Annotated in this window: 15 protein-coding genes; 7 read left to right on the top strand and 8 right to left on the bottom strand. The window is 43.2% G+C overall.

Annotated features, from left to right (window positions below; translation table 11 throughout):
* Positions 1-16: 16 nt before the first annotated feature.
* Positions 17-1,222 (bottom strand): type II secretion system inner membrane protein GspF, encoded by a 1,206-nt coding sequence (gene gspF, locus MN869_RS08825; protein ID WP_005200431.1) that lies wholly within the window; start codon positions 1,220-1,222, stop codon positions 17-19.
* Positions 1,223-1,368: 146 nt separating this feature from the next.
* Here gspF and MN869_RS08820 point away from each other — a divergent pair, with 146 nt between their 5' ends.
* From MN869_RS08820 to MN869_RS08795, 6 genes are all read left to right on the top strand, one after another.
* The gene (locus tag MN869_RS08820) at positions 1,369-3,609 is read left to right on the top strand and encodes a primosomal protein N' (RefSeq protein ID WP_241304882.1); all 2,241 of its coding nucleotides are present in this window, start codon (positions 1,369-1,371) and stop codon (positions 3,607-3,609) included.
* Positions 3,610-3,730: 121 nt separating this feature from the next.
* Positions 3,731-5,548 carry a cation:proton antiporter gene (locus MN869_RS08815; RefSeq protein ID WP_243307234.1) on the top strand — a complete coding sequence of 606 codons (1,818 nt, stop codon included), beginning with the start codon at positions 3,731-3,733 and terminating at the stop codon, positions 5,546-5,548.
* A gap of 119 nt (positions 5,549-5,667) precedes the next feature.
* Positions 5,668-6,543: an Hsp33 family molecular chaperone HslO gene (gene hslO / locus MN869_RS08810; RefSeq protein ID WP_005200437.1), complete on the top strand. Its 876-nt coding sequence runs from the start codon at positions 5,668-5,670 to the stop codon at positions 6,541-6,543.
* A 119-nt stretch (positions 6,544-6,662) separates the two neighbouring features.
* On the top strand, positions 6,663-7,274 hold the full coding sequence (locus MN869_RS08805; RefSeq protein ID WP_241272356.1) for a LysE family translocator: 612 nt from the start codon (positions 6,663-6,665) through the stop codon (positions 7,272-7,274).
* 142 nt (positions 7,275-7,416) lie between these two features.
* Positions 7,417-8,361, top strand: coding sequence for a DnaJ C-terminal domain-containing protein (locus MN869_RS08800; RefSeq protein WP_241304835.1), 945 nt, complete (start codon positions 7,417-7,419; stop codon positions 8,359-8,361).
* An 11-nt stretch (positions 8,362-8,372) separates the two neighbouring features.
* Positions 8,373-8,699 (top strand): chaperone modulator CbpM, encoded by a 327-nt coding sequence (locus MN869_RS08795; RefSeq protein WP_004802375.1) that lies wholly within the window; start codon positions 8,373-8,375, stop codon positions 8,697-8,699.
* A gap of 27 nt (positions 8,700-8,726) precedes the next feature.
* Here the strand turns inward: MN869_RS08795 and MN869_RS08790 are convergent, their stop codons facing one another.
* The 4 genes from MN869_RS08790 to rpsO form a co-directional block, all read right to left on the bottom strand.
* Complete coding sequence (locus MN869_RS08790; RefSeq protein WP_004802374.1) at positions 8,727-9,950, bottom strand: magnesium transporter CorA family protein; 1,224 nt, start codon at positions 9,948-9,950, stop codon at positions 8,727-8,729.
* A 140-nt stretch (positions 9,951-10,090) separates the two neighbouring features.
* Positions 10,091-11,413: a dicarboxylate/amino acid:cation symporter gene (locus MN869_RS08785; RefSeq protein ID WP_004802372.1), complete on the bottom strand. Its 1,323-nt coding sequence runs from the start codon at positions 11,411-11,413 to the stop codon at positions 10,091-10,093.
* Positions 11,414-11,673: 260 nt separating this feature from the next.
* Entirely contained in the window at positions 11,674-13,761 is a 2,088-nt protein-coding gene (pnp, locus tag MN869_RS08780; protein WP_171061149.1) for a polyribonucleotide nucleotidyltransferase, read from the bottom strand.
* Between the two features lie 255 nt (positions 13,762-14,016).
* Entirely contained in the window at positions 14,017-14,286 is a 270-nt protein-coding gene (rpsO, locus tag MN869_RS08775) for a 30S ribosomal protein S15 (protein WP_004656162.1), read from the bottom strand.
* Between the two features lie 240 nt (positions 14,287-14,526).
* Here rpsO and MN869_RS08770 point away from each other — a divergent pair, with 240 nt between their 5' ends.
* Entirely contained in the window at positions 14,527-15,825 is a 1,299-nt protein-coding gene (locus tag MN869_RS08770; protein ID WP_241304834.1) for a serine hydrolase domain-containing protein, read from the top strand.
* Between the two features lie 697 nt (positions 15,826-16,522).
* Here MN869_RS08770 and recD read toward each other — a convergent pair.
* The 3 genes from recD to MN869_RS08755 form a co-directional block, all read right to left on the bottom strand.
* A complete protein-coding gene (gene recD / locus MN869_RS08765; protein ID WP_243307248.1) occupies positions 16,523-18,274 on the bottom strand; it encodes an exodeoxyribonuclease V subunit alpha in 1,752 nt (583 codons plus the stop codon).
* 99 nt (positions 18,275-18,373) lie between these two features.
* Positions 18,374-22,087, bottom strand: coding sequence for a UvrD-helicase domain-containing protein (locus MN869_RS08760; RefSeq protein WP_243307216.1), 3,714 nt, complete (start codon positions 22,085-22,087; stop codon positions 18,374-18,376).
* 3 nt (positions 22,088-22,090) lie between these two features.
* Positions 22,091-25,759 carry an exodeoxyribonuclease V subunit gamma gene (locus MN869_RS08755; protein WP_243307214.1) on the bottom strand — a complete coding sequence of 1,223 codons (3,669 nt, stop codon included), beginning with the start codon at positions 25,757-25,759 and terminating at the stop codon, positions 22,091-22,093.
* Between the last annotated feature and the right edge of the window lie 181 nt (positions 25,760-25,940).

Genomic DNA, 25,940 nt, shown 5'->3' with positions numbered 1-25,940 from the left:
TCTTACATGTCACTCATTAAATCATATTGTTCATATTAATAATTGGCAACATTACCGCAATCACAATCACCAATACAATTGCTGCCATAAAAATCAGCATCAAGGGTTCGAGTAACGCCAGTAATGTGGAAATAAAGGTAGTGACCTCACGATCTTGCATGGTCGATGCCCGATCCAACATCCGATCCAGCTCACCAGACGCTTCACCACTTCGAATCATTTGTACCATCATTGGTGGAAAATAACCGCAACGCTCCAATTGCGTTGCCAAATTACCACCTTCTGTTACACGCTCCATCGCCACTTCAATCGCATCACGAATCACCCAGTTATTACTGACTTCAGCACCGATACGGAGGGCTTCAACCAAAGGCACCCCTGAACGGGTTAGAATCGATAAGGTACTGGCAAAACGTGCCGCATTTATACCACGCGAAAGTTTACCAAATAGTGGCAGTCTGAGCGTTAATCGGTCAAATGCATAATGTCCTGCCGTGGTTCTTAAAAAACGGGTAAACAAGATCATCGCGATAAAGGCCAGAATAAGCATGCCCAACCAAGTATGTCGAATAAAGGCACTGGCTTTCATCAAGGCAACCGTAATCCAAGGTAAGGCTTCTTTGCTTTGTTCAAAGGTCTTGACGATTTCAGGTACGACATAGGTCATCAAACCCATCACGATCCCGAAAGACATCAGCATCAGTACAATCGGATAGATCATTGCACCCTGCACTTTCTTCTGCATGGCAAAACGATTTTCGGTGTAGTCCGACAACTGATCTAAGATTAAATCAAGATGGCCTGAGCGCTCGCCTGCAGCAACGGTGGCAATATACAGTTCGGGAAAGCGTCCCGATTGCTGCATACTTTTCGCCAGTGAATGTCCTTCCAGAACCTTAGAGCGTACGGCAATTAATAGGTTTTGCACATGTGATTTTTCACTTTGTTTACTCACTGCACGCAAGGCTTCTTCCAATGGAATACCTGCAGCAACTAACACAGAAAGCTGGCGGGTCATTAATGCCAAATCATAGGCACTAAAGCTTTTTTTAAACCATGAACGTTGTTGCTGTTTGTCTTTTTGCTCAACCGCATCGACTGCAATGGGTGTCCATGCTTTATCGCGTAACTGTTGACGAATTTGGCGTGCAGAATCCCCTTCCAGCACACCTTTATGTTGCTTTCCTGAGGCATCAAGCGCAGTAAATTGATAAGCAGGCATGGTTCTGTTCTAATTGTCCCAAAATAGTTGTTGTTACCGTTGCATCCGTGTTTGAAGTGAAACCTGAGCGTTTCACAAGAAATTCATCGACATAACACTTCGCACTTTAGCATAATTCCATGACATGCAGTCATGCCATTTTACCCATGAATGAAGCCTATATGCCTAGCCAAAATTCTAACGCTATTCTCTACCGTATTCGAGTCGCGATACCCGTCTATGTGTATGACACCTTTGACTATACAGTCAGTGCTGAGCAATATGCACAGGCACAAATCGGTGCACGCGTTGCCATTTCTTTTGGGCGGCAAAACCTCGTGGGAATTATTACTGAAAAAGTAGATCCTCACGAAGTATTTACAGGACAATTCAAACTTAAGGCCATCACAGAATTACTCGATCAGGAAACGATTCTAGACCAACAAGTTTTAACTTTGTTGACATGGTCAGCACAATATTACCAATTCCCGATTGGTGAAGTGATGCAAAGCGCTCTACCTACCTTATTAAGACAAGGGCGTGCCTTGGATATTCTGTTTCATTTATGGAAGATCATTCCCCATGATGATCCCAATACCTTATTAAAACGTTCACAAAAACAATATGATGCTTATCAGGTTCTCAAACTGCATCCCAATGGCACCACTGAAAATGTGCTCAATCTAAGTGGTGTAGAAACCTCAACCCTAAAAGCCTTGGAGAAAAAGGGCTTGGTTGAATGCTGCCTTGAACCGCATGATTTTACCCCAACGCCCGTACAACTGGCGCAAGTACCTTTGACACCGAACGAAGATCAAAAGAAAGCGATTCAACAGATCCTCAAAGTGCAGCATCAATACCAAGCATTTTTATTGGATGGTTTGACTGGCAGTGGTAAAACTGAAGTCTATTTGCAAGTCATGTATGAGGTATTAAAACAAGGTAAACAGGTGCTGGTACTGGTACCTGAAATTGGCTTAACCCCGCAAACGGTCGCTCGTTTTAAGTCACGCTTTCATTGTGATGTTGCCTTACTACATTCAGGCTTAAATGATTCAAAACGCATGCAGGCGTGGCAACATGCGCAAACGGGCAAAGCCTCGATTATTATTGGTACACGTTCTGCAATTTACACCCCACTCCCTCAGCTGGGTTTAATTATCTTGGATGAGGAACATGATCTCTCTTTTAAGCAGCAAGAAGGTTTTCGCTACCATACCCGTGATGTGGCCCTATATCGTGGACATTTGCAGAATTGCCCCGTCATCCTCGGCTCTGCCACACCGAGTATCGACAGTTATCACTTGGTAGAATCGGGCAAGTTACATTTGCTTGAGTTAAATCAACGGGCGGGCGTGGCGGTACTGCCAAAGATGCATGTCGTAGACTTAAAAATCGCAAAAAAGAAGCACGGACTCAGTCAAACCCTGATTGAACAGATCAAGCATACTTTGGAGCGTAAAGAACAAGTGCTGATCTTTTTAAATCGACGCGGCTATGCACCGATCCTGATGTGTGAAAGCTGTGGTTGGCAAGCCAACTGCCCACATTGTGATGCGCATTTTACTTTGCATTCACAGCCCTATCATTATTTACATTGCCATCACTGCGGCACCATCAATCGCCTGCCTGATCATTGTCCTGCATGTCAGAAACAAAGCTTAAAAACCATTGGTGCAGGCACAGCAAAACTTGAAGAACACTTACAAGAGTTATTCCCACACCATGAAGTGATTCGGGTCGATCGTGACAGTACCAGCAAAGTGGGTAGCTGGCAGAAAATTTATGATCACATTCAGCAAAATAAACCCAATATTTTGTTGGGTACACAGATGCTGGCCAAAGGTCACCATTTCCCACATGTGACGCTCGTTGCGATTTTAGATATTGATGCAGGCTTGCTCAGTGTTGACCCGCGCGCGCCTGAACGTACCGCACAACTGATTGTACAGGTCGCCGGCCGTGCTGGTCGAGGCGAGCATAAAGGCAGTGTCTATTTACAAAGCCTACGCCCCGATCACCCGATGTTGACCACTTTAATTGAGCATGACTACCGTACAGTCGCCAAACAAATGCTGGCTGATCGTAAAATCGCACTCCTTCCACCCTATCGCTATGCGGTATTGGTTCGGGTTGAATCTAAAGATCGGGATTATAGTCAGCAATTCTTAGCGGATATTGCACAACAATTACGGACAATGGCTGGAGATTTAGTCGACATTTGGGGACCGATTCCCGCACCGATGGAACGTAAAGCAGGCCGTTATCGTGCACATATGGTGATTTTGTCTAGCGATCGAGCAAAACTGCATTTTTATTTGCGCCAATGGTGGCAACACGTCGTACACTTACCTCGCCAGCATCTACTAAGGCTATCGATTGATGTTGATCCGCAAGAGTTTAATTAGAGGCTTAGTCTGAGCGTGTTCAAGTCATCGAACGTTTTCCAATATCATCTTTTTAGATCATATTTTTACAGACGACTCATTTGAGTTAGTCTAGACAAAATAGAAAAATTTGAGGCATTCAATGTCTTTACTGCTACCGATTATTTTTTTACTGGCTGCGGCTTTAATTCTTGTTCCATTAGCAAAACGCTATGCCGCCAATACTGTTCTGGGTTATCTGATTGCAGGACTGTTACTTGGCTCCAGTGTTTCGGGTCTGATTGAAAATCCTCAGTTCATCGAGCAATTGCTACATTTTGGTATGATTGCAATCATGTTATTTGTCGGTTTTGCTTTTCGACCACAACAACTTTGGCTCGAGCGTAGAGGCATTCTAAAAAACAGCGGATTACAACTCCTAATCATTACTCTTGTTGTGATTGGCGCATGTTTTTTACTGTTTAATGATGTGCTAACCAGTCTGATTCTCGGATGTGCTTTAGCGCTATCCGCAGTCGCTTTACCATTACAACTCCTAGAAAAAAAACAGCAACTCAATAACAAATTAGGACAAGCGACTTTAGCAACCTTGCAATTTCAAGCCTTTGTTGCCGTCATCTTGATTGTGTTATTTCCATTACTTGAAGACACTGCTTCTACACGGCATGGCATTGCCTATTTTGCAGCAATCATCGCGACATTTTCAGGATTATTCTTAGCCAGCCGCTATTTAGTTCGTCCGGCATTCCGTTTTTTAGCCCGTAAACACAGTATTCATTTGATTCCTGTCCTCAGTTTACTGGTCTTTCTTTCTGTCATCCTCATCATGGATATTTTAAATATCCATATTCTAATTGGTGCATTTCTGGGAGGCTTATTACTCGCAGAGACAGAATTTAAAAGTGAAGTTGAACGCATTCTTGAACCCTTTAAAGATGCTGCAACAGGTCTATTTTTTCTGGCCATCGGCTTGGGGCTTTCACTGCAACCCCTTATCCAAACACCATTATTGATCATCGCATCAATCTTTGGTTTAGTTGTGATCAAGGCTGCTGTTGTTACAGCAATCAGCTATTACCAACAACGTCATGCCAAGCTCAGTACCCTGTTTGCAATCATCTTGGCTCAAAGTGGTGAACTCAGTTTTATTTTACTCAAACTGGCAGAAAGCGAGAACTTGCTGACCAAAGATCTTCTGCAACTGACCTTACTCATTGTATGTGGTTCAATGCTAATGACCCCACTGCTGTATTGGTTATTTGATTCAAAAGTTTTACCAAAATTGCAGAAGAGGGTGTCAGTACAGATTGACGATGTCCCTCAACACCCGATTCTTATTTTGGGCTTTGGCCGTTTTGGACAAGTCATCGCACGGGCCTTACACGCTCAAAGCAAACAATTCAGTGTCATTGATAGCAATCAACCCGACGCTGATTTTATCGAACAATATGGGCACCGTTTCTTTGATGCCGATGTCACCCAAGTCGAGAACTTACGTGCTGCAGGCATTGAATATTGTAAATTATTGATTATTGCAATTGATGATGTTGAAGACAGTATGAATCTGGCGCGGCATCTACGTTTGAACTATCCAGATTTAACCCTGTTTGTACGAGCACGTGACCGCCATCATGCGCATTTACTCAATGATTTAGGCATACAACATATTTGGCGTGAAACCTATGCTTCATCGTTAAATATGGCACAACAGGCATTGATTGAAACGGGTCTCTCCGTTGAAGATGCACATATTCAAATTGAGCGTTTTAAACAGGACGATGAAAAGCTGCTCATGCAGCAACATTGGTCCCATGATCAACAAGATGTCCTTGAAAACTATCCTAGTGCGATTGCAGAGCTTGAGTATTTGTTTGAAAACACAAAAACTTTAAGATTAGATCGCTTGATCAATGATCAAAACACACAAAGTGATGCAAATTCCCTCAATGAAACATCTTGAGTTTTGGCAAACTGACACCATTATTGACTGCATAACCATGCACCTTTTTATAAAGCCTGAAGTGCTTTACAAGGCAAAGCGTTGCTTTGTTTTCCCCTTAGGGGGTACTGGAGAAAAATATGTCTGATTTACGCCAACGCTTTTTTATCGAAGACTGCCCTGTTCGCGGTGAAGTAGTGCATTTAGAAGAAGCGCTTCAAACGATTTTGGCGCAACGTGAATATATGCCTGCGGTACAAAGCCTGTTAGGTGAAATGCTCAGTGCAACAGCCTTACTTGCCAGTACACTCAAGATTCGTGGTCGTATTAGCTTACAGATCCAAGCAAATGGAACATTTAAATGGGCCATGGCTGAGTGCAACCATTTAGGTGAAGTTCGCGCATTGGCGGATTACGAAGAAGATCCTCGTTTCGTTGAAGGTAGCGACAGTCGTACTGTGCTTGCGGCTTTAACCAATCCAGTGCTGTTCATCAACATTGAACCTGAACACGGCGAACGCTATCAAGGGATCGTTCCACTTGATCAACCGACCTTGGCAGGTTGTTTGACACAGTATTACGATTTGTCTGCACAGATCCCAACCCACATTGTATTGGCAACCAATAACCAACGTTCGGGTGGTCTATTGATTCAATTACTTCCTCGTAATGATGAAGAAGAGCAAAAGTTGGTTGATGAAGATCTATGGCCACGTTTGACCATGCTCACTGAAACCCTTAAGCCGGAAGAGCTGACTGATCTATCAGCAAATGAAATTCTCTATCGCTTGTATAACGAAGAGGAAGTGCGTTTGCCTGAGGTCGAACAGTTAAAATTTGGTTGTACTTGTTCCAAAGAACGTTGTGCCAATGCCTTGATCCAAATTGGTGTTACTGCAGTCCATGAAACACTGGAAGCGCAAAACCCAATCCAAATGGATTGTCAGTTCTGTAATACACGTTATGAATTTACAGCAGAAGAAGCTTTAGGTTTGTTCGGTGAACATTTAAGTTAATTGACTAAATGTTAAAAAATAAAAAAAGACGGACTTCCGTCTTTTTTTATTTTGTATTAAGGTCTATGCGCTAAAACAATTTTCAAATCTCCCAATAACATAGACCTAAAATTTGACTTATGAATTACTTCGAATACTTGCTGTTTATCATCAGTGTGGTTGTACTGATTGCCACGCCTGGTCCTGTGATGATTTTGGTCGCCAGTGCTGGCCTTAAGGGTGGCTATAAAAAAGCACTAGAGACAATTTTTGGAACCAACCTCGCCTCTTTAATCCTGATTTTTATTTCCGTACTCATTCTCAAGGGTTTTCTCACCATTGATGAAAACTACCTAAAAGCCATTCGCATATTAGGTTGCCTTTATATTGCCTATCTGGGTTATAGCATTATTAAAGAAGTGCTTCAGGCACCACATCCAACTGCCATCCAAACTGTGTCAGCACAAAGTGGCGGCTTTAAAAAAGGCTTTCTCGTGGGAATTTCCAATCCGAAAGATATTATTTTCTTTTCGGCTTTTTTCCCGCAGTTTATTAACATCTCATCGAATATCAATTTCAGTTTAAGCCTACTGACTGTGACGTGGATTGTCTTGGATTTCCTAACCCTGTCTTTGGTGTATCTGTTCTTTCGTAGCCTATCTCAAAGCAGCATCTATCCGAAGATTCTGGGATTATGTGGTGTTCTACTGATCTTGATTGCCCTTTATGGACTGGTCGATACCTTTATATAAAATTGACATCAAGTCCACATTAAAAACCTTAACGATGTACATTTTTAGCCAAACAGAACAAGTCTTATACAATCGAATCCATTGAAATCTCTTGGATTCGTTTCATAATAAAACAAACACATCATTATATTTATTATAGATCATGGCAAAAAATTATTATGAAGAGCTAGGTGTTTCAAGAGACGCCTCAGCAGATGAAATCAAAAAAGCCTATCGAAAATTGGCACGTAAATATCATCCTGACATTAGCAAAGAAGCCGATGCTGAAGCCAAAATGCAGGCGATCAATGTCGCCTATGACACGTTGAGTGACAGTACCAAAAAAGCTGAATATGACCAGATGCTGGATCATCCACAAGGTTTCTCTAATTTTGGACAAGGCAATCAAAGTGGTTTTGACGGTTCACAATTCTATCGCCAAAGTTCAGGCGATGGTACTGACTTTAGTGGATTTGAGGACTTATTTGGCCGTTTTGGTTCTGGCTTTGGTGGAGGGCAGCAACGCTCTCAGCGTCAACAACGTAGCTATCGTGGTGAAGATCAGCACGCCAGCATTCAAGTTGATTTAGATATTGCCTATCACGGTTCAACCCAACAAATTACCCTACAGATTCCGACTTATAACGTTTATGGTGAACCTGAGGTACAACGTAAAACCTTAGAGGTTAAAATTCCAAAAGGAATGAAGGAAGGTCAACAAATTCGCTTAAATGGTCAAGGTCAGAGTGGTATTAATGGCGGCGAAAATGGTGACCTATACATTGAAATCCAATACAAAGACACGGATAGAATTCGTGTCGAAGGTGCCGATGTGTATCAAACCATTGATGTCAGTCCTTGGGAAGCTGGTATAGGGCAAAGCATCGAGCTCAGTACCCCTGCTGGGCAGCTCAAAGTTAACTTACCAAAAAATGCCAAGAATGGGCAACAACTGCGTTTAAAAGACAAAGGCATTCCAAACAAAACTGCGGGACATTTATACCTGATTATTAATATTGTTTTACCGCCAGTGCACAATGAGCAAGAGCAACAGGCCTACCAACAATTTGCCGATGCCTTTGCTTCATTCCGACCTCGCGCCTCATAAGGAGTAAGATCATGACAACCATTCAATACAAAGAAATTCAATATGACGGTCATAGCCAAGTTGAAATCATTGATGAACAATTGGCACTTGATCTTGAGCACTTCGCTGAGGCATGCGGTCAAAGTACCGACTGGGTGTTAAAACTGATTGATTACGATATTTTGCAGATTTCTGTGGAACCGCAAAGCTATCAGTTTATTGGTGAAGATGTCAGTCGGGCTAGACGTGCTTACCGTTTACAACGTGACTTCGATGCAAGCTTATCAGCCGTAGCGGTGATGCTGGATTTAATCGATGAAGTGCAACAGCTGCGTAAACAGCTCAAGCATTTTCATTAAGCCATCCTGTAAATGACCAAGCCCATCCTATTTCAGCTTGGTCATTTTCTCCACTTCTTTCAGCGTTTGCTTAATCGGTTCATAATCCAAAAACCACAACAGATTAAAATTACGCTGCCGATGCTGCTGTGCCAGTAAATCAATCACACTGCGCTCACCGCGTCCAACCAAATGCTGTCGATAAAAATAATACAGTAAAAATACTGTGCTCATCAGCATCACACCCAGCATGATCCAGAAGCCAACAGGTGACTTCAGCCCAGGGATAAACTCAAAGTTCATACCATAGACCCCAGTCAATAAAGTCAGTGGTGCAAAGATGGCGGTAATAATCGCCAAGATGCGCATGTTTTCATTGGTTTGATTGGCAATAGCAGAGAAATGCAAATCGATGGCCGATTGAATGGCATTTCTTAAGCGCAAAGTATGCTTTTGCACCCGCTCCACATGACTCATCAAATCGTTCAGACGTACCAACAGAATATCTTGCGCTTTGTGCTTATGTTCACCGACCACATGATGATAATTATCGACCAGTTCATCTCTAAATTCCTGCAGCGTTTCGATCTGCTCCTCGCAGAGATTTTCGATTTGCTGAAAGGCCATATCTTCATGGAACAATTGATGCCATTGCTTAAAACGACGATTGCCCTGTAAAAGTTGTTGTTGCCAATATTCAACCCGACGCGTTAACGGCGTGCGTAAATTCAAATAACCATCAATCATGCTATTCAATAAGCGTAGGCATAAATCTGCGGGGGTGCTGGCTAACTTACGTGGTTTATTCTGCTCGGTACTCGGTCGTCCCATAATGGTCTGAATACGCTGAATATAGCTCTCTACCGCCTGATTGCCCTGCTCTCTCACACTCACCAAAACCGTGGGGGTTAAGATAAAACTCATGGGTGTGGTCGCCAAACCAAAAACACTTTCATGCGATTCTAAAGCACTCTCATTTGCCAAAATCTGGTCATCTGGGCTAATCAGTTTGCGGAATACCAACAGGTCATATTGCTCCACCGTATCAAATGCACAAGGATGCTCGATATTCAGTAAATCCCGCAAATGGAATTCATTCAGTACCAATTCTGTATGCTCATAAATATTCTTCTGCCAAGCCTCTGTATGATTCACCAGATCTTGTCTAAGACTATCCACCCATAAAAATTCAAGCGTATGTTCTGTTTGTTGTTCCGCACTGATAAAAATCGTATTTTCACTGTTATGACGATAAAAATAATAAAGTTGCATAGGACAATAGAGATTAGAATGGCGATAGAAATGCTGCCACGAAGCCAGATAAAAAGCTACGGCTATTACAGGACTGAAACGACATCCAATAAAAAAGCCTCACATGCACAGCATGGAGGCTTTTCCGAATCTCAGGAAGATTACACTTCTTTCTTTTCAACCACACCATATTTAAGGGCTTGGTCAAGTTGCTCTTTGTCCAACGCATTATCCCATTTTGCCACCACGATTGTGGCACAAGCATTACCCACCAAGTTGGTTAATGCACGGCATTCTGACATAAAGCGGTCGATACCCAGAATCAATGCCATACCTGCGACTGGAATTGCAGGAACAACCGACAGTGTCGCAGCCAGAGTAATAAAGCCTGCACCTGTGATGCCTGCTGCACCTTTAGAGCTCAGCATCGCGACCAATAGAATCGTGATTTGTTGCGTGAGGGTTAATTCAATATTACAGGCTTGGGCGATGAACAATGCCGCCAATGTCATGTAAATATTGGTACCATCAAGGTTAAATGAATAACCCGTTGGAATCACCAGACCAACCACCGACTTTTCACAGCCCGCTTTTTCCATTTTTGCCATCAATGACGGTAATGCTGCTTCTGATGAGCTTGTTCCGAGTACCAACCAAAGTTCGTCTTTAATATAACGAATCAGATCAATAATCGAGAAACCATTATAGCGAGCCACTGCGCCCAAAATAATAATCACGAACAGCAAAGCGGTAATGTAGAAGGTCGCAATCAATAACATCAAATTACCGATTGAACTGATCCCATAAGCACCAATGGTAAAGGCCATGGCACCGAATGCACCAATCGGCGCAAACTTCATCAACATACCGACTAAGGTAAATACTGGCGTAGTGAGCTGCTGTAGAAAATCTGTGACTGGACGACCTAAATCACCTGATTTTGCCAACGCCAAACCAAACAATACCGCGACAAACAGGACTTGAAGAATTTGACCGGATACAAATGGACTGACCAATGTATCTGGAATAATGTTCATCAAGAAGCCGGTAATGGTCGACTCATGTGCTTTGGCAGCATATTCATCAACTTTGGTACTGTGCAAGCTACTTGGATCAATATTCAAACCGTGACCTGGCTCAATCACATTCCCGACAATCAATCCTACGATCAAGGCCAAGGTTGAAAATGTCAGGAAGTAGATCATGGCCTTCGCGGTCACCCGACCTACACTGCCGAGGTTTTTCATGCCTGCAATCCCTGTCACAACAGTCAGGAAAATTACAGGAGCAATAATCATTTTAACTAATTTAATGAAGGCTTCGCCGAGTGGCTTCAAGCTTTCACCCAATTCTGGGAAGAAATGACCTAACAATATCCCCGCGACAATCGCGAAGATCACTTGCACATAGAGAATCTGATAAAACTTTGGTTTCTTGGGAGGCTGTTGGTCATCTTGACCTGTGGCGACATGATCGACAAGCATGTGCGATATTCCTTCATATTGAGATGAACAAATAGACTTCCGACTGTCTATCTAAAACCACATAAACGCAGGCAGGCACGGAAATTTGGGGAATTCTACGTTAATTGTGAGGCACACAATTAAAGCATTAGACTAATGTCTAATATCAAGAAATTTTATGTTTATAGTTTTTGTTTTTTATGTTCTTAACAATCATTCACTTAATAAAAAAGCGCATTGTTAAAACAATGCGCTTTTTTTAAGCAAAATGCTTGCTAGCATTAAGCTTGTTCAATGTCTTTCATTGTCAACTTGATACGACCACGGTTGTCGACATCAGCAACTTGTACTTTAACGTCCTGACCTTCTTTTAATACGTCAGTCACATTCGCAATACGCTCATTTGAGATTTGTGAAATGTGAAGCAAACCGTCAGTCCCTGGCATGATATTGACGAATGCACCAAATTCAACGATACGAATAACTTTACCCGCATAGATTGTACCTGGTTCAACTTCTGCAGTAAGCGCTTGGATTTTCGCAATCGCAGCTTTCGCAGCCGCTTTAGTTTCACCAAACACGCGTACAGTACCGTTATCTTCGATATCAATCGCCGCTTTAGTTTCTTCCGTAATCGCACGGATGGTTGCACCACCTTTACCAATCACGTCACGGATCTTATCAGGGTTGATGTTGATCACTTCAAACGTCGGCGCATGTGCGTTGATTTCTGAACGTGCACGTGAAATGACTTTGTTCATTTCATTCAGGATGTGCATACGACCAGCAAATGCTTGGTTTAATGCCACTTCCATGATCTCTTCAGTGATCCCTTCGATCTTGATGTCCATTTGAAGTGCAGTAATACCGTTGGCAGAACCCGCAACTTTAAAGTCCATATCGCCCAAGTGATCTTCATCACCTAAGATGTCAGAAAGAACTGCGAAACGCTCACCTTCTTTAACCAAGCCCATTGCGATACCCGCAACTGGTGCTTTCAATGGTACACCAGCATCCATAAGTGACAATGAAGCACCACATACAGAAGCCATAGAAGATGAACCATTAGATTCAGTAATATCAGATACGATACGAATCACGTACGGGAAGCGGTCAGCCGCAGGAAGAACAGCTTGAACACCACGACGTGCTAAACGACCATGACCGATTTCACGACGTTTAGGACCTGATTCACGACCCGTTTCACCTACAGAATATGCTGGGAAGTTGTAGTGCAACATAAAGTTGTCAGTTTTGGTACCAGAAAGCGTATCAACCATCAACGCATCACGTGTATTACCCAAAGTCGTTGTAACTAACGCTTGAGTTTCACCGCGTGTGAATAATGCAGAACCGTGCGCACGACCTAGTACACCAACCTGAACGTCAATACCACGAACAGTCTTGGTATCACGACCATCGATACGCGGCTTACCAGACAAGATGTTGTCACGTACAGTACGGTATTTAAGATCTTCAAATAATTCGTTTACTTCATCCGCAATACCAGTTTCGTCATTTTCAGGAACAAACTGTGCAACTGCTTCTGCATAAAGCGCATCAAGTGCTGCATAACGATCTTGCTTTACTGCAATCGTATATGCTTCAGAAATTTTCGCTTCAAAAGCAGTTTTTAATTGCTCAAGAAGTGCTTCGTTTTTGCTTGGCGCAACCCAAGTTGATTCAACTGCACCTGCTGCTGCTGCAAACTCTTTAATTGCTTGAATCGCAATTTGCATTTCGTCATGACCGAAAAGAACTGCACCCAACATTTGATCTTCTGAAAGTTCTTTCGCTTCAGATTCAACCATAAGCACAGCAGATTCTGTACCCGCAACCACAAGGTCAAGATCAGATTGTGCAAGTTGTTCAAAGTTCGGGTTAAGTACGTATTCGCCATTGATTAAACCAACACGCGCACCACCAATCGGACCACGGAATGGTGTACCTGCAATCGATAATGCAGCTGAAGTACCCAACATTGCAGCGATATCTGCATCCATCGTCTTATCCGAAGAAACAACAGTCGCTGTCACTTGGATTTCGTTGAAATAACCTTCTGGGAACAATGGACGGATTGGACGGTCAATCAGACGTGAAATTAAAGTTTCAGCTTCAGACGCACGGCCTTCGCGCTTACCGTAACCACCAGGGATACGACCAGCTGCATATTGTTTTTCTTGATAGTTAACAGTTAACGGGAAAAAATCTTGACCCGCTTTTGCTTTAGGCTGAGCCACAACCGCAACGAGAACAGTCACGCCACCCATGGTAACTAAAACTGTATTTGCTTGACGTGCAACACGACCCGTTTCTAAAACAACTTGGTGTTGACCAAATTGGAATTCTTTACGAACGATATTAAACATTGACATGTATTATATTTTCCTAGTTTTATTCTAGTGAGACCCCTAAGGTTTGGCATTCAGACTACAACTGCTGTGTAGATAAATGACAAAGCTTAGAAGCCATCGCACTAGATCAAAATTTTAAATAAATTTAAACACAAAGAAGGAGCGAACAAGCGCCCCTTCTAAAGTCATCTAAGATAAATTAGATGAAACTCTCTTTTCAGCAATAAAGCATAGCAACATGCGAAATAGCGAAAACAAAGTAAAATCGAATTAACGACGTAAACCTAATGCGCCGATCAAAGCAACATAACGACCGTGATCTTTACCGTTTAAGTAGTCAAGTAATTTACGACGTTGGTTAACCATACGGATCAAACCACGACGGCTGTGATGGTCGTGTTTGTGTTCTTTAAAGTGACCTTGCAAATCATTGATTTGAGCAGTCAATAAAGCAACTTGTACTTCAGGTGAACCAGTGTCGTTTTCAGCACGAGCAAATTTAGCGATGATCTCTGCGCGATCAGTGTTAGTTAAAGCCATTCGATTTCTCCGAGATGCTTACAAAAATAAAATGATAATGATCAGTTGAAACCAACCGACTGCCGTGCATCACTACAGCAAGGCGCCCATTTTAAGTGATCTATCGCTATATTGCAAAATTGTTTTATATCTGCCGGCAATTCGGCAGCTGACAGCATTGAACAAAATAGGCACACTACCCTTGTTCTGTTTTCAATTTATGACAGAGAAGAAAGAAAACGAAAATATTGCGAGGGAATCGTGAAAATTTTATCAACCAATACCTGTTATGTACCACATGACTTAAATCAAGTGATTCGCAGTAAAGAAGAAGTCTCAGCCGAATCGGGTGGTATGACTGAGAGACAGATTCAAAAGATATGGAACAGTGTTGAAGGTCTATATAAAACAGGCAATTATCCACTCATTACTTTATGTTTACGTCGTCAGGGGAAAATTCTTTTAAATCGTAGCATCGGCTATGCGCAAGGCAACTCCCCAGATGGCTTAGCAACCAATGCCAAAATCGGCAGCCCAGATACACCAGTCTGCCTGTTCTCTGCATCCAAAATGGTCACGGCGATGTTGATTCATATGTTGGATGAACGTGGTGAGCTAAATTTACTTGATCCGATTAGTTATTACATTCCGGAATATGGCGTGAATGGTAAACGTCGTGCCACGATTTTCCATCTACTCTCCCATCGTGGTGGTATTCCACGTATCGACACTGAAGTCACACCAGAACTTCTGTTTAACCAAGATGATATTTTAAAACTGCTCTGTGCCGCCAAACCCGTTTCTCCTTCAGGGACTCATCTTGCCTACCATGCTGTTACCGCAGGTTATATTCTGGGTGAAATCGTTCAACGTGTAACAGGTCAAAGCGTTCGAGAGTTTTTGGCTGAAAATATTGAAAAACCAATGGGCTTGGATTATTTCAATTATGGTTTAAAACCTGAATATCGCGCTGATGTTGCCTTGAACTATGCGACAGGTATCCATCCAAGTTTAGGTACAGATCATTATCTCAATCATGTACTCGGTGGCGGTCTACAGCTTGCAGTCGATGTCACCAATGATACCCGTTTCATGGACACCATTTGCCCTGCGGGGAACATCTATACCAGTGCTGAACAAGCAGGACGTTTTTTTGAAATGCTATTAAGTGGCGGAGAATATCAGGGCAAACAAATTATGAGTGCTCAAACTGTATTCCGCTCCACCCTGCCAACCTCTGGTGTTAGCTTAGATCGTACCTTATTAGCTCCAATGCGCTATGCGCTGGGTCCAATGCTTGGCAGCAACCCTGTGGGTCTATTTGGTCCAATGACAGGACAGGCTTTTGGTCATATTGGCTTCTCGAATATTCTGTGTTGGGCTGACCCTGAACGGGATATCAGTGTATCGCTCTTAACCACAGGCAAATCTGTGGTAGGTACCCACTTACCAGCCTTGGCAAAAACACTTTATCAAATCTCAACCAACTGCCCAAAGATTCCAAAAAATCAACGTCGCTCCCTATTTGCAACCGATCGTACTGAAGCCGACCTAGTTTAAGCATCCACAACCAAAACGCCGCGCATAAAAAAGCCCAAGTTAAACTTGGGCTTTTGCGCTTAGATTTATCATTATTCTTTTTTGTTGTTTTTTATTCTTTTTTCTTACACCATTCAAACCCTCTGAATGCTCATCACCCATCCTTTTCTTTATTGTTTTTAACACATATTCGCTTTCTCTATACCGACTATTCTGTCAGAATCAATTATGGAGAAAAATAGCATTTCTCTTATCTCTGTGTAAGAAAAAACGTACAAGTCTGTATAACATTTAACTTAATAATAACAAAAAATTGTCAGACAAGAAGATTTATATTTCTTCCTTTTATTTGAAGACGCAATTGAAGTAAAACCAATGCAGATTTTTAAAGCGTGAATATTCACCTATGCTCAAAAACCCTAAATAGTATATGGATTATCTTGATTTTATAGTGAATTTTGACATGAAAATAAAAAAGCCCTGTAGTCTCTCCCAAAACTACAAGGCTTAGCGGCTGTAAGTTTCCTCTTTTATCACTTACTTCACTGTAAGTTCGCTGTCATACGACGTTATTATTATATTTTTGCGATTTACCTAGCTTTCCATGCTAGGCTCTTTGTGTGTACATAATCTCAAAAACCTTGCGCTTGCTCTAGCGACAATATCTCGAATCCTTGTAAGCTTTTACTTACAAAATAGTGAATTCTAAAGAATAAGTTCACAATCTGTTCAAATTGATCTTTTGCACTAAACCACTACGCCGAACAGTCCGTATCGTCAATGCCTGCTGCAAAGCCTTTGAATCAGCCAAAATACTCACCACTTTTTTAGCACGGGTGACTGCGGTATAGATCAATTCCTGACTCAACAGCTTCTCGGCATGCGCATCTAAAACAATCGCGGTATGGGTAAATTCCGAGCCTTGTGATTTATGAATAGTTAAAGCAAAGGCGGTTTGCATACTGCGTGGCAGTCGATGTGCTGCAATCCACTTATTTAAGCTCGGGAAAAAGACTTCAAATTGCTGTGACTGGGTGCGATGTTTAAAACAGATTCCGATATCACCATTGGAAATTCCAAGCTGATAGTCATTATAGCTCATCATTACAGGACGCCCGATATACCAGTCTCCAACAGCGATTTGTTTGAGTTGCTGATTGAGCCAATGTCCGGCATAACGATTCAGTTGTTCAATCCCCAGTGGCCCATGTCGAACTGCAGTCAAGATTCGATAATCATCAAAGGCTTGAATCACGTTCTGAATCTGTTCGGCAGGTTCATCTGCATTGATATAAGCGTTCAAAGCATCCACATAGCCCTGAAATCCAGCCATTAACTGATGTTGATAAGGTTCAATATCCACCTCCTGCTGCTCGGGTAGATATTCCAGCTGGATCAGGTCAGGCATATCTTTATTCAAGCAAATGGCTTGTAAAGGTGCAGCCTGAACAATTTCCGTCTCTAGTTTTGATAAGACTAAATCGGGGTCGCTTAGATGTTGCTGTGCCTGAATAAATCGTGCGAATTGTCCAATCTTGGCTTCACCAGAGAAACGACGGCTGGTCTGTAGCTGGACTCGATTTTCAGCCAATGCCTGTACTTGCTGTAAATCAGCCAAAACCGAGCCGACATCAACAGAAGCCAATTGATTGGCATCACCAAGCAAAATAAGTCGGCATTGATCTGGGACTGCCTCGAATAACAGGGTTGCCAAATTCAAATCCAGCATTGAGGCTTCATCCACCACAATCACATCATAGGGTAGAGGTTGTTTGAGATGAAAGCGTGGTATTTGTCGATTGCCCATGCCCAGTAAACGGTGCAAGGTCTGTGTGGTTTGATTACGCAACTCATCAGTGATGAGACCTGATGCTAATAATTTTGGATCATTAAATGAGTTCTGTAATGCTTCCTGCATACGTTGTGCAGCCTTGCCTGTAGGCGCTGCCATGGCAATACGAATATCGGGAATGGTCTGGTTGAGGGCTGCAATAATACGTGCCAAAGTATAGGTTTTACCTGTCCCTGGCCCGCCGGTAATAATGCTCAGACCTTGTTGCAACACCATTTTCAGTGCAGCCTGCTGGTGTTCATCGCTGAGTAAGTCTTGATAATGTTCGGTATCAACAACCTGAATCGTTTGTCGCTTTAATCGACAAATCTGCTGTGCGAGGCGTTGCTCTAGATGCCAATATCGGTATAATGCCAAGCCCTGCTGATCATAGACACACGGCGCGACTTGCGTCACTGCAATTTCACTAGAAACTGCTAAATCAGCCAGTGCTTCAATCTGTGCTGGATCAGCCTCAATACAACTGTCGCCTTGTAAACTGGCTTCAACCAGTTGTTGTAGTACCTGTGCAGCGTTAACTGATTGAGTAGATTGAGAAAATGGTGCTTGTGAGAGATAGTCACTCCACATATTTAACCATGTCATTTGTGCTGACTGATCATCAACTTGTTTGTCCACAGAGTTATCCTCAAACTTACCCACACGCTTGTCCACAAGGTTATAAACAGAGTTATTCACAAGCTAAGCTTTTGTTTAATTTAAAATCACGCACTTTATCTACACCATTTTTCCAGCTTTATCCTCAGAAAAATATCCAAGTATTGCATCCAAACGCAAGATAAACTCATCCTCAGGCTTCCAGTAGAAACAGCCTTGCTGCGCCTGCCCATTCATGCCGCGTAAATACAGATAAGATGCACCACCCAAATGCTGCTGCATCTCATAATCCTGCAATTTCACCGATAGATAACGATGTAATGCCACCAGATATAACGCCGCTTGTAACCAATAACTCGACAGCGACATACTTTCTGCAATTTGAGTAGCCTGATAATCCAGTTGCGCTGCCCCCAGATAATTACTCTTATAATCGGCGATATGGTAACGCTGACCATCGAAGTAGACCAAGTCAATTGAGCCATTCAAGTAACGGGCAGATTTAGCTTCAAGTAACTCAGGCATTTCGATGCCGTATTCCTCAAATAGCTGCTGTACCCGCTGCATCGCCAGCACTCGATCAGATAAAGCCAGATAGAATGGACATTCAGACAAGTATTGTCCTGCTGCTAATTGATTTAACTGAAAGTCCTGATTGAGTGGCGTATGTAATACTTCACCAAGCCAATCAGCAATCCATTGATACAGTTGCTGCTCAGCATTCTCTTGTTCTGAAAAATGTAATTGATACTGCTGTAACAGCTCTAACCATAAACCTTGATAGGTATTTTTAAAACGACGGCGAATTTCTTCCACCCACATGTGGGGTTGCTGAAAATCAATCTGCTCAAAAATCTCGTGCAAGAAATTGCCCGCCAAAGTCCCTTTCGGGAAATACTGTTTAATCCAAGCAATTGGCTGAGCCGTGGCTTTATCTTCCAATTCTGCAAGATTCAGTTCATCTTCTGCTTGCTCAAAATCGGTATCGATATTGGCCAATCGATCAGTGCGAGTCGCCTTATGCTTTAAATGCTGTGCCAAATAACTAAAGCTGGTTTTCCCTCGTGCATAAAAACGTTGTGTCGGTAGTGTTTGGGCCAACAGCACACGCTGTTGTTGGGTTTGTTGCATCTGTAAGGCTTGTGGTCGCTCTAAAATCAGCGCAGCATCGACGCTATAAGGATGTTGAAAGTGATCGCCTTGATTCTTCCAAAAAGCCAAGCCTGAAAACTTATTTTTATCGCCTTTTTCTGGTTCAAACACCGCATAGACCCGATGGCTGGCACGTGTCAGCGCCACATACCACAACCGGTTTTGTTCCGCTAAAGCGCGTTGCTGATGTTGATCCAGCTCAGTTTGCAGTAAAAAATTTTTATCCGCCACGGCCACCACCCGTTGCGTCCGTATTTGACCCGTCTCAGGCAACTGGATTTCAGTGGTAGAAAAATTCAGTGTTTTCTGCGCTTCAGCAAAGGCCTTATTCGCCCCCAGTAAAAACACGATTTTAAACTCCAAGCCTTTGGACTGATGAATCGTCATCAGTTGCACACCCGCTTCACTCGACAGCTTGTGTTCAAGCTCCCAATCGCGGTCACTTGGCGAATTTAATTGTTTTAAATACCAGTGATACAGGTTTTGCATCCCTTGAACATGTTCACTGTGCTGGCTCAAGAGATCTGTGAGATGGCGTAAATTGACCACGGCACGTTCATTGTCTTTACTTTGTGTGGCAACCAATTGCTGCCAAAGACCAAACTGATTTAGGCAACGCTGCCATGCCGATAAAAAGCCCTGATTCAGCCACATTTCACGAATATCATCAAACTGCTGAATATAATCACTCAAGCCTTCTGCACTTTGCTCTAAGGCCAGTAATCGAGCGAGATCAAAGCCAAATAAACGGCTGAGTAAAGCCCGTTTGAGCTTGGCTTCATCATAAGGATGAAGCAACGCCGTCAACAAGGCCCCCACATCCTGTGCAATGGCTGAATCAAACACACTGCGTTTCGAAGGTCGGTTAACCCGAATCCCCATGCGTTCCAGCACATATTGCACCTCATCCAGTTGACGATGACTACGCGAAAGAATGGCAATATCATCTTCATCAATCGCAGTCGGGACATCACCCTCTAGGTACAATTGCTGTAAATAAGACTGGTTGAGTAAGTGCTGAATCTGCCACGCCACCTGTGTGGCCTGCTCATTGCCCTCTTGCAATTGCAGCCAGCGCAAAGGCATAGGATTGAGTTGAGTATTTTCAATAAGAGCAGGATGTGGACGTGAGCCCGCTTGAATCGGGTCATAGCTGACCTGCTCACCAAAATCCATCTGGCGCTGAAACAGGAGATCCACCACTTCCACCAGCTCTTTGACTGAACGATGGTTATGAATCAACTTATACTCACGCCCCTGTTTGGCCATAATATCCTGATAGGCATTCAGGAAAGTCAGCATATCTCCACCACGGAAACCATAAATCGCCTGCTTACGGTCGCCGACCATAATCATGCAGCCTTTTTGATAACGCTGAGGATGGCGCCAGATACTGGCCAACATATCATCTTGGTCTTGGTTGGTATCCTGAAATTCATCCACTAGAATCAAGGGATAGCGTGCTTGTACAAACACCGCAAATCGTTGTCCTTGCTCGCCTTTTAAGGCTTCAGACAAGGTCTTGATTTGCTGGGCGAAAGTAGTCTCCCCTTTTTGCTGCAACACTTGCGGCAAGCGCTTTTTGACTTCAACACACAAATAGGCTTTTAAATAGACCTGTAACTGCTCAAATTCTTGCTGAGTCTGCTGTACAGCTTGAAACAGCTTTTGCAATTGCAACACACATGGATGTTGATAGAAGCCCTCGACAATTTCCGCAGGACATTTCTTAAAAATTTTTTGCCCTTCGAGTTTGTCTAAAAACTTAAATACCGCATCACGCGCATCGGCAAAATAGTCATCAAAGATCTGTATATTCTCTGGGCTGTTGAGTGCAGTTAATAATGGTGGCAAGGATTCTGTAAACAGTTTATGAAAGGCGTTGTTGCGGAAAGAAGCGCCATTAATATGCCCATAATAGGCACCCTCTAACTGGAAGTATTCAGCCAAGCTGCTCAGGTCAATCTGCTGTGCGTGCTGTTGCCACTGCTGCAACTGAGCTAAGTCAATCTCAGGCATGGCAGGGAGCTTAAATTGTGCCGAACTAAAATTCAGCGAACTTTCCACCATCCCGACAAAATGATCGACACTTTTCAGCCCCCCCACACTATACAGCGCATTGATCACTTGCTGGGGTTGGGTCTGAATCCACTCACGCAACACATCATGAATCAATTGACGGGTATAACTTTTGGCATCCTCAGTAATTTCTGCGCGTTCAATTTTGCCACTTTCAAAGGCAAACTCACGCAATAGCTTTTGGCTAAAACTATCCAAGGTTCCAACAAACAATTCATCCAATTGATCGATGACCAATTTGAGCCGTTCACAGGCATAGGCAATCCGCGGTGCAAAGTTTTGTAAGACCTGTTGTTTTAATGGATCAGACTCTTGTAATGCCTTGGCCTGAATATCTTGTTCCAATACCTCACGAAAAGGTTCTAAAAACTCAAGGATTTCAACCAGACGTAGACGGATACGCGTTTTAAGTTCTGCGGCTGCAGCACGAGTAAAGGTGGTGGCAATCACCTGATTGGGCAGATATTTTTCTAAAAAAATCCGTACCATCAAACTGGATAGCGTATAGGTTTTACCTGTCCCCGCTGAGGCTTCAATCAGATGTAAGCCCTCAAATTGAATATCGCCAATCGGCTGATAAGACACTGGTTTCTGCGTGCTCATGTCTTACTCCACCCGTAAAAATTCAAAAATCGGTTGATACAACGCATAGGAATAATGATCACAGGCATATTGCAATAAAGCGGTTGCATCTTGCTCTTGCAAAATGAACTGCCAATCGCGGTGCAATTTACAGGCTTCATTCTGAGTCATATCAAAACCCGAGAAATCCCCCGTATCATTCCAGTCCTTTAATACTTGCTTTTGACTGTCTTCAGTTAAAATCTGAGTTGCATCCAGCTCAATCCACTCATATTGCTTGCCCTTTTCTAAAGGCTTTAACACTAAGGCTGCAGGCAAGACCACAGGCTGCTGCTGTGCATCGTGCCAAAGCTGTAACCATGCATTTAAATAATGCTGTGCCTGTTGTGAACTTAGGCCTTCACAAATCACGGTCTGATCGCTAAACACCACAATTCGGCGCTTCGCTGTGGCTGCATCACTCTTGATTAGCGCCAGCCAAAGCAGATATTCCAGCCAGACTTTGGCAAAGCGCTTGGCACGTGCACTGGAAGCATCCAAACTGACCCAATCTTGGCTCAGCTGTTTCGGGGTCACACACGCGATTTGTAATTGTTTCGAGACGCGCCAAACCCGTTGCGTGGTTTCAGTCGGTGCTGGGGCATATTGCTGCAAGCGCTCCAACAAACGTTGCTGCTCTAAGCGACTTTGCTGCCAAGCACTGTGCTGAACTTTGCCAACGGGCAACTGATCTTGCAAAATACTCGGTGATATCGACTCATCCTGCTGCTGTAAAAAATACCGAATGGCATATTTACCCAAACCATCAAGTAATAACGGTTCAGATTGATCGACCAATCCTTGTGCGGTTAAATTTTCCACACCTAAGGTTTTTAAATACAATCGCGCAGGGAAAGTAACATCCTGAATCCATTGCTGGCTCTCCAAAATGATCATTTCATTCTGTTCAACAGGATAGGCGGTATTGACCCATGCTTGCCGCTCACCTTTCACCTGCTGAATCTGTGAGGCGACCTTAAACCATTGATCTTGGAAGCGCACAGGCCGATTCGAAACAAAGCCGAGTGGATCAAAAGGCTGTAACCGATGTAAATGGTACAGTGGATAAAGCTGTGCTGGGATTTGTAATGCCTCCAATCCAGCCAAGTCCGCTTCGGATAAAGGAAGACTGTCTTCAAATGAAGTCTCTCCGTCAGGGAGAGATTTAGAGGGCACTGGTTTGACAATCAAAGCCAAATGATCACGGAAGCCCTGCAACACACTGGAGGGCTCTCTGACTTCGCCATCATTGAGATCAAAGCCATTATAAAACAGCCAAACCTGTTCTTGTGCCAATAGGATGGCATCCAAAAATGCCCCTTGATCATCTTCCAAACGAGAGCGATCACCCAATTGCTGACGCAGTGCATCCATCAAATCAAACGGAATATGACTGTCCCGATTTGGAAATTTGCCAGTATCCAAGTTCAACAACACAATCAGCCGATAAGGAATCGGACGAATCTGTCCAATCTGACTAAAAGTAATTTGTCCTGTCGGTTCAACTTGTGCGGACTGGCTTTCTAAAGTGCGTTGAATTTCTTCAACAATATAAGGCAAAGGCAAGGAAATTTGACGTAATTGGGTTTCGGCATCCTCATAATAGCTGGCCAAAGTCAGCATCCGCTCTTGCTTCTGAATAATTTCACGGATTGCTTTTAAAGCCACCACATCGGCTTGTTCAAACTCTTGTACATCCTGTTTGATCCGTTGCAACCAGACCTCAACAGGCAAACGCTGTCCTTGCTCATGTGCCACCAACCAGTCTCGCCGTGCCGATAACTCGTGATAAATCTGAATCAAAATCCCAATCAGTTCAAAATCGCTGGGTTGCACCAGCGCATAACTTAAGATGTCTTGCACCATCACATGGGCTGGCACGGCAATCCCAAGCGCCAAACGATCGAGGGCAAATTTAAAACTATAGCGGTAGTCTTGGTCATCAGCACTGAGACTCTGTTTTAAATGTTCAGCATCCAACCCTCGCTTAAAACCAGCCTCACCCAATAACGCTAAAATCCGCTGTACCTGTGTGTAATCCAACCCATAACGTTGTTGGGTCGCAGCTAAATTTAACCAATCAGCAAAGTCATCCTGACTAAAACGCCCTTGGGTCAATTGCAAACGTCCAAGCACTGCACGCCAAGCATTTAAGGCATCTAACTGCGCCACCCCTGCAATTTTAACGGGTAAAAATACTTGATGTTCATTTGCAACCGCTGGAAAGACACTGCGAATTAAAGGCTCAAGCTCGGCTAGATTCGGGGTCAAAACCAGCACATCACTTGGGCGACGCGGTGTCGTATCTGCTTGAGACAGCCAATGCAGCAACTGCTCTTTTAAGACTTCGAGCTGTCGCACACTGGAGTGACAAACATGAATCTGAATTGACTCGTCCTCAGGCGCAAGTTCATATTGCTGAGCCTGAGGTTCAGCTAAATAGAAAATATCAGACTGAATCTTACCCAGTAGCGTTTCAGGAAACTGCTCTACAAAGGCATCAACCCATTTCCCCTCCTCTCCTGTTGCCAGTTGTGACAACAGCGAAAAGTGGTCACGCGCTTGTTTACCCAGACGAGTCAGTAAGGGATGCCGAGATTCTCGATTTAAAGCATTAAAACCTAAACTAAAACTGTCAAAAAATGCGGCAATTTCTGCATCACTGGCATGGGGATGTTTGGCGATATAACGCTCTTTCACGCCGAGGTCATAACGCTTTTTCCAAAGAGGATCAACACTGTCGGCCCAATATTCCTGCGATGGGTTATAGTGCAGAATCACCACATCCAGATACTGCCCCAAACGACGTAAAAATTGCAGCTGACTCGGTGGTAAATCCAGAATTGTAAATACAACCACCTGACTCGGCAGTTGTGCCAAAGCTCGTGATCGTGTCTGCTGATTGTCTAGCAGCTGCCAGAAATCAGCATCAATGCTTTGTATTTCAACAAAATCATCATGAAAGTAGTTTTGCCACAACCAACGCTGCCAAGCTTCTAATTGTTCGGTTTGTTGTAAGCTAAAGGCTGAAGTTTGTTGATCTGTTTGCGCAATCAATTGTTCGATATTTAAGGCTTTGTTCTGTCCCCAAGTCGCCAGCCAATTCCCCGCACAGGTACAATTGCTTTGGCAGCCGCGTTGACAATGACCGCGATAAATCATGTAGTTGTTAAACAGTTGTGAAACCTGCTCCGCCACCCAATACAACATACTTTGTTTTTTAAGTTGTTTTTCAGTGCCTTGTTGCAGTTGATCGGCGCTGGCATAAATCCGTTGCACAATTGAATATAAAGGGTGCTCATTCGCAATAGTATTCTGTTCGGGTTGAATAAAAGGCTGTAAAGCTTGATGAATACGCCACTTTAAAATCAAACGTGGAATATTGGCTTTCCGAACCTGTTCTTTATTCTCCAATACCTGTTGATAGGCATACCACTGAAAACCACGAATGCGTTGGTGAAATTGATAGTTGGCGGTCATGCCTTGTTGTTCCGCAATTTTTTGCGTCAGCCATTGTTCTTGTGCGGGACTTGGGACAATAAAATGCTGGGTTTTAAACACCTGAAAGGGTGAATTACTCGGCTGAGTGATTGATGCCATCACACCTTGCAATAACACGTCAAGGCGTTGACTTTGAATAACATGAATACCCATGCGTTAATATAACCCCATCAATAAATCACCATTTTGCTCTACCAAAATGTCTATCATCATCACTATACAACTTCAGATCACTATGTCACGCTAAACACACAATCCAATAAAAAAATTGTTTTGAATTTCACCACTCAATACGATTGAATGTACTATCAAGGGATAGACTTTAGGTATAACT

It is taken from the genome of Acinetobacter sp. NIPH1876, from assembly GCF_022808535.1.
Classification (GTDB): domain Bacteria; phylum Pseudomonadota; class Gammaproteobacteria; order Pseudomonadales; family Moraxellaceae; genus Acinetobacter; species Acinetobacter higginsii.
Note: the sequence above shows the minus strand (reverse complement) of the source record. Positions and strands in the feature narration are given on the sequence as shown.

Bases quoted from the DNA above. Each gene is read 5' to 3' on its own strand.
- gspF (WP_005200431.1), bottom strand. From the start codon at position 1,222: ATGCCTGCTTATCAATTTACTGCGCTTGATGCCTCAGGAAAGCAACAT.
- MN869_RS08820 (WP_241304882.1), top strand. From the start codon at position 1,369: ATGAATGAAGCCTATATGCCTAGCCAAAATTCTAACGCTATTCTCTAC.
- MN869_RS08815 (WP_243307234.1), top strand. From the start codon at position 3,731: ATGTCTTTACTGCTACCGATTATTTTTTTACTGGCTGCGGCTTTAATT.
- hslO (WP_005200437.1), top strand. From the start codon at position 5,668: ATGTCTGATTTACGCCAACGCTTTTTTATCGAAGACTGCCCTGTTCGC.
- MN869_RS08805 (WP_241272356.1), top strand. From the start codon at position 6,663: ATGAATTACTTCGAATACTTGCTGTTTATCATCAGTGTGGTTGTACTG.
- MN869_RS08800 (WP_241304835.1), top strand. From the start codon at position 7,417: ATGGCAAAAAATTATTATGAAGAGCTAGGTGTTTCAAGAGACGCCTCA.
- MN869_RS08795 (WP_004802375.1), top strand. From the start codon at position 8,373: ATGACAACCATTCAATACAAAGAAATTCAATATGACGGTCATAGCCAA.
- MN869_RS08790 (WP_004802374.1), bottom strand. From the start codon at position 9,950: ATGCAACTTTATTATTTTTATCGTCATAACAGTGAAAATACGATTTTT.
- MN869_RS08785 (WP_004802372.1), bottom strand. From the start codon at position 11,413: ATGCTTGTCGATCATGTCGCCACAGGTCAAGATGACCAACAGCCTCCC.
- pnp (WP_171061149.1), bottom strand. From the start codon at position 13,761: ATGTTTAATATCGTTCGTAAAGAATTCCAATTTGGTCAACACCAAGTT.
- rpsO (WP_004656162.1), bottom strand. From the start codon at position 14,286: ATGGCTTTAACTAACACTGATCGCGCAGAGATCATCGCTAAATTTGCT.
- MN869_RS08760 (WP_243307216.1), bottom strand. From the start codon at position 22,087: ATGAGCACGCAGAAACCAGTGTCTTATCAGCCGATTGGCGATATTCAA.
- MN869_RS08755 (WP_243307214.1), bottom strand. From the start codon at position 25,759: ATGGGTATTCATGTTATTCAAAGTCAACGCCTTGACGTGTTATTGCAA.